The organism is Candidatus Kryptobacter tengchongensis (assembly GCF_001458555.1).
Taxonomy (GTDB): domain Bacteria; phylum Bacteroidota; class Ignavibacteria; order Kryptoniales; family Kryptoniaceae; genus Kryptonium; species Kryptonium tengchongense.
In genome coordinates, this window is record NZ_CZVH01000096.1 from 1 (window position 1) to 7,286 (window position 7,286).

Sequence of the window (7,286 nt, forward strand, 5' to 3'; positions counted from 1 at the left end):
GGGATTGAAAGAGTTGTAAAAATAAAAGTTGGATAACGATGAGAGCTCTGATTCAAAGAGTTATTCGTGGAAGCGTAACAATTAATGGTTCGCTACACAGTCAGATAGGAAAAGGTATTGTAATTTTACTTGGGATAAAAAATGGAGATACGGAAGAAGATGCCAAATATCTTGCAAACAAATGCGCAAACTTGAGAATTTTTGACGATGAAAATAAAAGAATGAACTTATCTGTTAAAGATGTAAATGGAGAAGCTCTTGTCGTGTCTCAATTTACTCTTTACGGTGACACAAGGCATGGAAATAGACCAGATTTCACGCAGGCGTCAAAACCTGAAGAAGCGGAAGTTTTATACAATAAATTTGTTGAATATCTTAAGCAAATAATGGGACAGGAAAAGGTGAAAACAGGCGTTTTTCAAAGCTATGATGCTTGTTGAAATAATAAATGATGGTCCTGTAACATTACTCGTTGAAAGCAAGGGGAAATAAAAGATTTGCCCGCTATCAAACTAATTTGATATAAATCTTGGTTTACTTATTCACTTCTTTTTAAAAACAATTGTCACAGGCACTCCGATAAAGCCAAAATGTTCTCTAATTTTATTCTCAAGAAACCTTTTATAATGTTCTGGTATATCGTCGGGAAAGTTTGCGAAGAATGCAAATACAGGTGGCGCTGTTTTAACTTGCGTGACATATTTAATTTTTATCTCCTTTCCAGATACAGCAGGCGGTGGTGTTTCCTTAACAATTGGAAATAAAACTTTGTTAAGTTCACTTGTCTTTATTTTTTTATTTCTCTCGTCATAAACGATCTTGGCAAGGTCAAGCACCTTAAAAATCCTTTGCTTCGTCTTTGCGGAGATGAAAAGAATGGGCACATAATCAAAAACTTTCAACCTTTCTTTCAAAGCGTGCTCATATTCAAGTGCAGTGTTTGAATCCTTCTCAATAAGGTCCCACTTGTTCACGGCAATTATAATTCCCTTTTTCAAATCCGCAGCTTCCCCAATAATTCTCAGGTCTTGCCTTTCAAGCCCACATGTTGCGTCAAGCATAACAACAGTAACATCGCATCTTTCAACTGATTTTAGAGCTCTTATAGCACTGTAAAACTCTATGCTTTCTTTAATCTTACTTCTCCTTCTCAATCCAGCGGTATCAATTAACACAAATTCGGTATCGTTATATCTAAAAGTTGTATCTATTGAGTCTCGGGTTGTCCCAGGTATATCGGTTACAATTATTCTATTTTCACCTAAAATTGCATTCACAAACGAAGATTTTCCAACATTTGGTTGCCCAACAACAGCAACTTTTATCCGGTTCTTACCCTCTTCGGTTTCCTCAACTTTTTCAGGAAGATCCTTGACAACTTCATCAAGGAAATCTCCAACTTTTCTACCATGAAGAGCGGAAATTGAAAATGGTTCCCCAAGACCAAGTTCATAAAATTGGGATGAATAAAGTTCAAGTTTATCATTGTCAATTTTATTTACTGCAAGAATAACCTTCTTTTTCGTTTGCCTTAAAATTTTTGCAATTTCAATATCTATTGGTGTAACCCCAGTTATCGCATCAACAACGAAAACTATCACATCTGCCTCGTCAATTGCTATTTGAACCTGTTCTCTTATAGCTGACTCAAAAACATCATCGGAATCGGGGACATAACCGCCGGTATCTATCACAGTAAATTTTTTCCCGTTCCATTCCGCTTGCCCATAATGTCTGTCCCGTGTTACCCCACTTTTAGGGTCAACAATTGCATCCCTTTCCCCAATTATCCTGTTGAAAAGGGTTGACTTTCCTACATTTGGTCTCCCTACAATTGCAACTATATTTTTTCCCATCTTTAAATGTTCATTTTTGATTCATTTGGCTTATTTTAAAATTAGCAATGGAAAATTTGATAAGCAAAAACATCTTAATTGTTTTTTTGAGGCGCATTTGCTAAATTTAAACGCATTTGAATTTAAAACAAATATAAGGGCAAGATGTTCGCCGTTGTTAAAATTGGTGGTCATCAGTATAAAGTCAAAGAGAATGATAAAATTTTCGTTCAAAAGATTGAAGATGAACCGGGAAGCAAAGTCAAATTTGAAACTGTCCTCCTCCTTCAGGATAACGAAAAAACTTATGTTGGGAACCCCTATGTGCCTGGCGCTTTTGTTGAGGCAACAATACTTGACCATGTAAAAGGGGAAAAAATCATCGTTTTTAAGAAAAAGCGTCGCAAAGGTTATAAAGTAACAAAAGGACATCGCCAAAATTATACTCAAATTGAAATTAATAAAATTTATTTTGAAAGTTAATGCCAAGGGTGGATGTAGCAAAAATAATTCAAGAGCTTGTCGTTCCTGAGCTTCACGATATTAAGTCAAGCATCCAAGAGTTAAGAACAAAATTTGATTCAGAGATCAAGCGACTTGATGAAAAAATTGACCTTGTTAGAAATGAATTAAAAGCTGAGATTGGTGGATTAAGAAAGGAAATTGAAAGCGTTCGTAATGAATCAAAAGCTGAAATTGGTGGGTTGAAAAAAGATATTGAAAGCGTTCGCAGTGAATTAAAAGCTGAAGTTGACGGATTGAGAAAAGATATTGAGAGTGCTCGCACCGAATCAAAAGCCGAAATCGCTGGATTGAAAAAAGATATTGAAAGCGTCCGTAGTGAATTAAAAGCTGACATTGAGAGTGCTCGCACCGAATCAAAAGCCGAAATTGCTGGATTGAAAAAAGATATTGAAAGTGTTCGCAGTGAATTAAACGCTGAAATTGGTGGGTTGAAAAAAGATATTGAAAGCGTCCGCAGTGAATTAAAAGCTGAAGTTGACGGACTGAAAAAAGATATTGAAAACGCTCGCGCCGAATCAAAAGCTGAAATTGGTGGATTGAAAAAAGACATTGAAAGCGTTCATAATGAACTAAAAGTTGAGATCGGTGGATTGAAAAAAGATATTGAAAGCGTCCGTAGTGAATTAAAAGCTGAAGTTGACGGATTGAGAAAAGATATTGAGAATGCTCGCGCCGAATCAAAAGCTGAAATTGGTGGATTGAAAAAAGATATTGAAAGCGTTCGCAGTGAATTAAAAGCTGAAGTTGACGGATTGAGAAAAGATATTGAGAGTGCTCGCACCGAATCAAAAGCCGAAATCGCTGGATTGAAAAAAGATATTGAAAGCGTCCGTAGAGAATTAAAAGCTGAAATTGGGGGGTTGAAAAAAGATATTGAAAGCGTTCGCAGCGAATTAAAAGCTGAAGTTGACGGATTGAGAAAAGATATTGAAAATGCTCGCACCGAATCAAAAGCTGAAATCGGTGGATTGAAAAAAGACATTGAAAGCGTCCGCAGTGAATTAAACGCATTTAGGAATGAGTTCAGGGCAGAGATAAAACGCCTTGATGAGAAGATTGATATTGCAATTCAAATAAGGGAACGGCTCGCTGCACTTGAATCAAAAGTTGCAAGTTTGATAAAATAAAAAAATTAAAAAGGGAGGTGAATTGATATGGCACATAAAAAAGGTGGAGGTTCTTCACAAAATGGAAGGGATAGCAATTCCAAAAGACTTGGGGTCAAAAAATTTGGCGGTGAATTTGTAAGGGCTGGAAATATAATCGTCAGACAAAGGGGAACGAAGTTCAAACCTGGTTTAAATGTTGGGATGGGCAAGGATTACACATTATTTGCAAAGATTGATGGCATCGTCAAATTTGAATACTTAACAAAAGACAAACAAATCGTTAGCGTCTACCCAGTTGATGGGGTAAACAATTAGCACCTTTAAAATAAATCAGGAGGTATTAAAATGAAAATCACAATTGTTGGTGCTGGTAATGTTGGTGCAACAACAGCACAGAGAATAATTGACAACGAACTTGCCAATGAAGTTGTGCTTGTTGATATCGTTGAGGGAATTCCCCAAGGTAAGGGTCTTGACATGTATGAGGCAACCCCTATAACTGGAGTTGATGTAAAGGTCATCGGAACAAATGGATATGAGGAGACCGCTAACTCAGACATAATAATAATCACCGCAGGAGTTGCACGAAAACCAGGGATGAGCCGAGAAGATCTTTTAAACACAAACTTTGGGATCGTTAAAGAAGCAACTTTAAAATCAATTGAAAAATCACCCAACGCCATCATAATTGTTGTTACAAATCCACTTGATGTGATGGCTTATACCGCTTGGAGGATAAGCGGTTTTGAAAGGCACAGAGTTATTGGTATGGCTGGTGTCCTTGATACGGCAAGATTTAGAACTTTCATAGCAATGGAACTCAATGTATCTGTTGAGGATGTGTATGCATTCGTTCTCGGAGGACATGGCGATGATATGGTTCCGCTTGTGAGATATACAACAGTTGCTGGAATACCAATCTCTGAACTCCTTCCGAAGGAAAAAATTGAACAGCTTGTCAAAAGAACACGGGAAGGTGGCGCTGAAATTGTAAGCTACCTTAAAACTGGAAGCGCTTATTACGCACCATCTGCAGCAATTGTTGAAATGGTTGAATCAATAGTTAAAGATAAGAAACGAATTCTCCCATGCTCTGTGCTACTTCAAGGGGAATACGGATTAAATGATGTTTTCGTTGGGGTCCCAGTTAAACTTGGCAAGAAAGGTGTTGAGGAAATAATTGAGCTGAAATTAACTGATGAAGAAAAACAAGCGCTTCATGCCTCTGCGTCAAGGGTAAAGAAAATAATTGATTCGTTAAAATTTGATTAAAAATTTAACAGCGGGCGATCCGCCCGCTTCACTTTATCAAAATTAAATTGGGGGGAAATATGAAGAAAGTAAAAACTGTGATTTTGTTATCTTTCGTAATCTATTCAATTTCCATCTGGGGTTGTAAAAAGGAAACAACTGCGCCAATTGAAACAATCCCATCAAACTTATTCCCGCTAAAAGTTGGTAATGTATGGTATTACTCTGGTTATGAGATTGATACAGCTGGAGCTAAAATTTCTGGAACCGAATTTAACTCTTCAACAACTATAATTGGTCAAATTCAATTCCAAGGCAAAAATCCTTTCGTTGTAATTGACTCATTCAAATATGCTAATAGAAACATAGAAGTTGATACGCTTCTTGTTTATCTTGAAGGTAATTATCTTTATGCGTGGGTTGATTTAACAGGGATGGTTGGAATTCCCGGCTTTGAGTATAAAAAATGGGTTCCATTTGTAAAAGCAGCTGGAAATCTAAATGAACCATATACAATATTGAGCTTGGATACAACTATCACTGTAAATTATCAGGGGCAATTGCTACCGTTGAGCATCAGAATAAATATAACTGGGAACATAAGCCTAAAAGAACAAGTTCAAACACCAGCTGGAAGATATGACTCATATAAGTTTGAAGCCCTTACCACAGGTTCTGTAAGTGTTGGTGGAGTTACACTTGCAAGTTTTACTTCAAAAAATTACATTTGGTTTTCATCAGGCATCGGTCCTGTAAAACACGAAACACCCGCAACTCGTAACGAAAATGGAAAAAGGCGTGAACTTGTAGGTTATAAAGTGAGTTAAACTAAAAAACCCCGGGAAAATCCCGGGGTTTTTTTACTTTAGAAGCTCACCCTGGTACCAAGCTGAATTTGCCTTGGAGCACCAGCTGTTGTTGGTTTACCAAACAATGCTGACCTCATATTACCAACATAACCTCCAAAGTTAGTCCAGTTAAACACATTAAATGCCTCAAGCATTAATGTCAGAGTAAATCCACGATATGAAAAATCTTTTGACAAACGCAAGTTAAAGTTTCTCTCGGCAAATACATACTTGAATATGAATCTTTGACCTGGAACCCTACCGGCGTTTCTACCTAATCCAGCCGGATAATCATTGCCCAAAACACCATCATTATTATCATCCGTTCCAGTGTAAACAAGATATGGTCTCCCGGTTGCAAATGTTCCCCACCCACTTAGCTTAAATCCAAATGGCAGATCAAATATACCATTAATTGAAATTCTATGTCTTTCATCAAGCGTTGAAGGCGCTTTTTTCAGCATATTTGGATTTGTATAATATGAATAACCGTAGTAAATCGTATTATCAAATTCATCGTAAGTCCAAGATAAAGTATAGGCAATGTTCAAACCAAATGAACCAGGCTTATACGGTTTATCAAATGTAAAATAGATAGCATCATACCATGAATTACCTTCATCTGTCCAGACCTGAATTGAACCATATTTAGTTGTTAAGTTATTTTTCCAATTCGCATTATATGTCGTTATTTCATTATATCCTCTAACGCCTGTGTAACTTATGCTTGTAACTATATCTCCAAATCTTTGACGCAAGCCAATACTAAACTGAATTGTCATTGGTGGTTTTAAATCATTTGGGATCAAAAACACCTCGGGTGCCGGAACTCTACCCTGTGCAATTAAATTAAGAAGTTCATCACGGTTATAATATCTGTCATCCCAAGGAATTCTATTAGGACCAAAATCAAGATAATAAACTTTCCAAGTGTATCTTAAAATCTCATCAGAAGCAACATTCCAAACATGTCTATCATAATAAATCCCTGCTCCACCAAAAATCACAGTCTTTCCTTCCTTGCTTATGTCATAAGAAACCCCAACTCTTGGTTGAAATGCTTTCCAATATGGTTTTCTATCCTTACCCGTTGAAAAATATTTTGCAGGGAAAAATTGACTTAAGTCTCTTCTTATTGTATCTGGAACTGCAAAATCATTGTTTATCATATTTGATTCATAATCCCATCTAATCCCAATATTCAAAGTTAGATACGGTGTAACAGCCCAGTCATCCTGAATATACACACCCAATTGTGTGTTCCATTTTTCAACCGTTGGTATGCCAACTCCGACCCTTGCTTGATATGGAGCCGTGCTGGTATCACGCAGGAAATAAAATATCGGATGGAGATAAAGTTTTTGATTTGCTTCATATCTTAACCTTTGAACGAAAAATCCACCCTTTATAATATGGTTGCCAGTGGTATAAGTTATATCATCGTAAAGTGCGTATCTATCCTGGAACCAATTCTGCGGTGCATGTGAAAAAGCTCCAATATATGCACTTGGGTATATTTTACCAGGCGTTGGGAACGGTGCAATATTTGCAATCTCCCAATTATAGCGCTGGAAATTAATTCTTGCCTCGTTCATTAAATTAGGCGAAATTATATATTGATGCTTCAAGACATAGTTATAAACTCTGTTATAGAAAAGTCGTCCTCTTTCATAAACAGATAAACCACCGACGCCAATATGATCTTTATCAAATCTCCC

At 36.8% G+C, this 7,286-nt stretch carries 7 protein-coding genes and 1 pseudogene; 6 read left to right on the plus strand and 2 right to left on the minus strand.

Annotated features, from left to right (window positions below; genetic code table 11):
* Positions 1–38 precede the first annotated feature (38 nt).
* Positions 39–492 (plus strand): annotated as a pseudogene (dtd, locus tag AT685_RS07480) (D-aminoacyl-tRNA deacylase).
* A 50-nt stretch (positions 493–542) separates the two neighbouring features.
* Here the strand turns inward: dtd and der are convergent.
* The gene (der, locus tag AT685_RS07485; protein ID WP_072152158.1) at positions 543–1,856 is read right to left on the minus strand and encodes a ribosome biogenesis GTPase Der; all 1,314 of its coding nucleotides are present in this window, start codon (positions 1,854–1,856) and stop codon (positions 543–545) included.
* A 144-nt stretch (positions 1,857–2,000) separates the two neighbouring features.
* Between der and rplU the strand changes: the two genes are divergently transcribed.
* Genes rplU through AT685_RS07510 form a run of 5 tightly spaced genes read left to right on the plus strand, consistent with a single transcriptional unit; the run spans position 2,001 to position 5,547 of the window.
* Positions 2,001–2,318 (plus strand): 50S ribosomal protein L21, encoded by a 318-nt coding sequence (gene rplU, locus AT685_RS07490; RefSeq protein WP_072152159.1) that lies wholly within the window; start codon positions 2,001–2,003, stop codon positions 2,316–2,318.
* The gene (locus AT685_RS07495; protein WP_072152160.1) at positions 2,318–3,487 is read left to right on the plus strand and encodes a coiled-coil domain-containing protein; all 1,170 of its coding nucleotides are present in this window, start codon (positions 2,318–2,320) and stop codon (positions 3,485–3,487) included. The genes rplU and AT685_RS07495 overlap by 1 nt, the downstream gene beginning before the upstream one ends.
* 27 nt (positions 3,488–3,514) lie before the next feature.
* Positions 3,515–3,784, plus strand: a complete 270-nt coding sequence (rpmA, locus tag AT685_RS07500) for a 50S ribosomal protein L27 (RefSeq protein ID WP_072150072.1) — start codon at positions 3,515–3,517, stop codon at positions 3,782–3,784.
* A 24-nt stretch (positions 3,785–3,808) separates the two neighbouring features.
* Positions 3,809–4,741 carry a malate dehydrogenase gene (gene mdh, locus AT685_RS07505; RefSeq protein WP_072150073.1) on the plus strand — a complete coding sequence of 311 codons (933 nt, stop codon included), beginning with the start codon at positions 3,809–3,811 and terminating at the stop codon, positions 4,739–4,741.
* 59 nt (positions 4,742–4,800) lie between these two features.
* Positions 4,801–5,547, plus strand: a complete 747-nt coding sequence (locus AT685_RS07510) for a hypothetical protein (RefSeq protein WP_072150074.1) — start codon at positions 4,801–4,803, stop codon at positions 5,545–5,547.
* Positions 5,548–5,585: 38 nt separating this feature from the next.
* On the opposite strand, the gene AT685_RS08485 is transcribed toward AT685_RS07510, so the two are convergent.
* Positions 5,586–7,286 (minus strand): TonB-dependent receptor domain-containing protein (locus AT685_RS08485; protein ID WP_159420507.1); only part of this gene is annotated, 1,701 nt, incomplete at its 5' end.

Coding starts and splice junctions, on each gene's coding strand:
- rpmA (WP_072150072.1), top strand. CDS start 3,515: ATGGCACATAAAAAAGGTGGAGGTTCTTCACAAAATGGAAGGGATAGC.
- AT685_RS07510 (WP_072150074.1), top strand. CDS start 4,801: ATGAAGAAAGTAAAAACTGTGATTTTGTTATCTTTCGTAATCTATTCA.
- rplU (WP_072152159.1), top strand. CDS start 2,001: ATGTTCGCCGTTGTTAAAATTGGTGGTCATCAGTATAAAGTCAAAGAG.
- der (WP_072152158.1), bottom strand. CDS start 1,856: ATGGGAAAAAATATAGTTGCAATTGTAGGGAGACCAAATGTAGGAAAG.
- AT685_RS07495 (WP_072152160.1), top strand. CDS start 2,318: ATGCCAAGGGTGGATGTAGCAAAAATAATTCAAGAGCTTGTCGTTCCT.